Origin of the sequence: Vibrio sp. A8-1, assembly GCF_013048685.1 — a bacterium.
In the GTDB taxonomy this organism is placed as follows: Bacteria; Pseudomonadota; Gammaproteobacteria; order Enterobacterales; family Vibrionaceae; genus Vibrio; species Vibrio metschnikovii.
Genome location: NZ_VHTC01000066.1, coordinates 1 through 3,880, shown reverse-complemented (window position 1 = coordinate 3,880; position 3,880 = coordinate 1). Strand labels below are relative to the sequence as shown.

Here is a 3,880-nt window from a genome sequence, read left to right as displayed (position 1 = left end):
ACCAGCTAACAAGGCGTTAAAGAGGGATTCGCAACGCGTAGCATTTTCATTATGCGTTGATTTTATTGGTTTTTAGTGCAATGCGGTGAGTTGGTCGTTGCGTTACTCACCCCTTAACGCGGCGTTAACTTTCAAGGAGGAATAATGGATAGATTGTATGTTGCGTTGATAGCTCTTCTACTTGGGTGGGGGCTGTCTCAATTAACCGAATACGTGAAAAGCAAGCAAAAGACTAAGAAACTAAAATCGGCAATTGAACTAGAGTTACGAGACTTGGAAGAACTGCTTAAACAAAGAGAGAACACAGCAAAATCTTCTGCGCTCAATTATGGTCATAACCACAATTATGCGTTCTCACTCGGTGCTCCTATTTCAACTCCAGTATTAGATGCCTTTTATGCTGAAGTTGCGGCAAGTTTTACAAATGAGCAACGATACAATATTCGTGTGTTTCGTGATCATATTCGAGCTTATAGTTGCATCGTTGAATGGGCTGAAGAAATGGGTTCTGGTTATGAAACTCAGAACGAGATCGTTTTTAAGCTATTCGAGGCGTATAAACAGGCATCATTTGCATTGGTTTATATAAAAGAAGCCAATAAGGTTGGCGGTAGAGAAAAAATAGCTGATGATCATGAAAGCCTAAATAAACTTCGAGAAAGTTTTAAAGAGCTAAAACCTAAGCTTGCACTTAAAGAAAGTTAACAAACGCTTCAAGAGGGACTTCCAACGCGTGGCATTTTTATTATGCGTTGGCTTTTGTGGTTACGGTGTTATGCGGAAACTTGGTAGTAGCGTTGTCAGCCCCTTAAGCGGGCGTTATGTTTTATTGAGCCTCAGCAAGATCAATTCAAAAATTTTAATGGGAAAATCTGGTCTAATTTAAAGAGTTTTCTGTTCTAATTTGTTGATATTATGAGTTTATTGTTCTTTTTGGTGGCGATTGAAAGTTGAACGATGCTTGAGTTTATTTGGCCAACTCTGCTCTGATAAATTGTGTACGCAAAAGGTTCGATTGTTGCTGAAAGGTCTCTTTCTTTGTTGTTGCTGGTTCATTGATTCCGCAGGCTATTTCGCTTCAGCATGTTTGGGATCTCATGAACATCTTACTTGCTGACAGTGTTTGGTTAGCGCAAGTTTATCGATACTTTTGCGCTTTTTTCCGTATCTGCTCTGATAAATTGTGTACGCAAAAGATTCAACTGTTGCTGAAAAGTCTCTTTCTTTGGTGTTGTTTGCTCATTGATTCCGCAGGCTATTTCGCTTCAACTTGTTTGGGATCTTATCTGCACCAATGATTGCTGAAAGTAGGCAAGTTTATCATTTTGAGTTAAAGTGGGCGCAAGTAATAAATATTGTAAAAGTTCAATATAATCAATGAGTAATAAAACATAACAAACGCTTCAAGAGGGACTTCCAACGCGTGGCATTTTTATTATGCGTTGATTTTGGTGGTTACGGTGTTATGCGGAAACTTGGTAGTAGCGTTGTCAGCCCCTTAAGCGGGCGTTATGCTTTATTGAGCCTCAGCAAAATCAATATATAAATTTAATGGGAAAACTTAGTCTGATTTAGAGGTTTTCCTATTCTAATTTATTGATATTATAAGTTTATTGTCCTTTTTGGTGGCTATTGAAAGTTGAACGATGCTTGTGCTTTTTCGACCAACTCTGCTCTGATAAATTGTGTGTGCAAAAGGTTCGATTTTTGCTGAAAGGTCTCTTTCTTTGGTGTTGCTTGCTCATTGATTCCACCGGCTATTTCGCTTCAGCATGTTTGGGCTCTCATGAACATCTTACTTGCTGACAGTGTTTGGTTAGCGCAAGTTTATCGGCGAATGTGCGCTTTTTTCCGGCTTTGCTCTGATAAATTGTGTGCGTAAAAGGTTCGATTTTTGCTGAAAGGTCTCTTTCTTTGGTGTTGCTGGTTCATTGATTCCGCAGGCTATTTCGCTTCAACTTGTTTGGGATCTTATCGGCACCAATGATTGCTGAAAGTAGGCAAGTTTATCATTTTGAGTTAAAGTGCTGCGAACAAATGAATTTTTTAAAAGTTCAATGTAATCAATGAGTAATAAAGCATAACAAACGCTTCAAGAGGGACTTCCAACGCGCGGCATTTTCATTATGCGTTGGCTTAAGTGATTACGGTGTTATGCGGAAAGTTGGTAGTCGCGTTGTCAGCCCCTTAAGCGGGCGTTATGCAACTTATTTAACCTCGTCAATAAATAAAAGGATATTGAGTGGAAGTCGGAATTTTTCAGGTAGATTCATTTACATCAGAAGTATTCAAGGGTAATCCTGCTGGAGTTTGCATTACTGATACTAGCCTTGATGAAGCAACAATGTTGGCAATTGCTGCAGAAATGGCGGTGTCGGAAACCGCTTTTTTGTCACTTGATACGATGCAATTACGCTGGTTCACTCCAGAAATTGAAGTCAGTTTATGTGGCCACGGTACACTAGCGGTGGCTCATGTTTTAAAAGAGCAGGGAATGTATAAAACTGGTGAGATTCTTGAGTTTCAAACCTTATCTGGTACTTTGACTGCTCATCTTGATGAAAATAATATTCATTTGTTATTTCCATCACCAAACCTTGATATGAACGTCTCTTCAAACATAGATATACTCAATTTGTTAGGTCTATCGCAATCGAGTTTAATCGCTTATGGTGAGTTTGATCATAAGCAACTCGTTGTGATTAACAGTGAGTCAACTCTCAACGAGCTTGTGCCTGATTTCAGTGGGTTATCAAAACTGAAAGGTCGTGGTGTTTTGGTTACAGCCAAATCAGATTCTGGTGTGGATTTTGTATCGCGTTATTTTGCTCCATGGGTTGGTGTAAATGAAGATCCAGTGACAGGTTCAGCGCATTGTGCTTTGTGTGCTTATTGGTCGAAAGAGTTAAATAAATTGAATCTTAAAGGTTATCAGGCCTCAAATCGAGGTGGTTTTGTGGACGTAGAGCGAGTGAGTGAAAATCAAGTTAAGTTATCAGGGCAAGCAATAACCGTCTTTCAAGGCCGCATGAAAATTGCATAACAAACGATTCAAGACAGACTCGCAACGCAAAGCATTGTTATTATGCGTGTAGTTTGGTGATAAAGTCGTTATGCGGAAGGTTGGTAGTCGCGTTGTTCGCTGCTTAATCGGGCGTTATGTGTTTCCGTAGGAGATGGAATGCAACATATTGATAAATTGATAGAAATTGCAAAAAGAAAGTCAAATTTCGATGAAAATAACTCATGGTATCAAGGTTCTTCGACTTATTTGGTTGAAATAAAAAAAGAAGTTGATGAGGTTATTGAAGAGATCCCAAAAGATCGTTCGTGTTATCTCGAAGATGAATTAGGTGATGTTCTTTGGGACTACTTGAATGCCGTGCTATCACTTCAGAAAGAAAAAGGTATCAACCTTGACTCAATTATCGAAAGAGCTTGCCGAAAGTATGATGAGAGGATAACGGCAATTGAAAGTGGTATTTCGTGGGATGAAGTTAAAGAGAAACAGAAAAGTGAATTAGCCCGAGAACAATCGTTACAACACACATAACAAACAATTCAAGCAGACCCTCAACGCGTGGCATTTTCGTTTTGCGTTGAGTTTGGTGATTACGGCGTTGTGCGTGAAGCTGGTAGTAGCGTTTCGGGCTACTTAATTGGGCGTTATGTTTTATTGAGCCTCAGCAAGATCAATTAAACAATTTTAATGGGAAAATTCCGTCTGATTTAGAAGTTTTCCTATTCTAATTTATGTAAGCGTTCACCGAGGTATCTTGACTTACCATGCCTGAAGAAGCATGTGCAGTTTATAGATCAAAAACGTTCGGGTACGGTTTCTTCTCAACGACTGACGTGATGATTTCACTCAGAACTGACA

General features: G+C 39.3%; 3 protein-coding genes. All 3 read left to right on the top strand.

Features of this window, described 5'->3' with window-relative positions; genetic code table 11:
• Positions 1-144 precede the first annotated feature (144 nt).
• Positions 145-705: a hypothetical protein gene (locus tag FKN93_RS17030; protein ID WP_170905731.1), complete on the top strand. Its 561-nt coding sequence runs from the start codon at positions 145-147 to the stop codon at positions 703-705.
• A gap of 1,537 nt (positions 706-2,242) precedes the next feature.
• A complete protein-coding gene (locus tag FKN93_RS17015) occupies positions 2,243-3,043 on the top strand; it encodes a PhzF family phenazine biosynthesis protein (RefSeq protein WP_170905730.1) in 801 nt (266 codons plus the stop codon).
• Positions 3,044-3,181: 138 nt separating this feature from the next.
• Positions 3,182-3,553, top strand: coding sequence for a MazG nucleotide pyrophosphohydrolase domain-containing protein (locus tag FKN93_RS17010; RefSeq protein WP_029628782.1), 372 nt, complete (start codon positions 3,182-3,184; stop codon positions 3,551-3,553).
• Positions 3,554-3,880 lie beyond the last annotated feature (327 nt).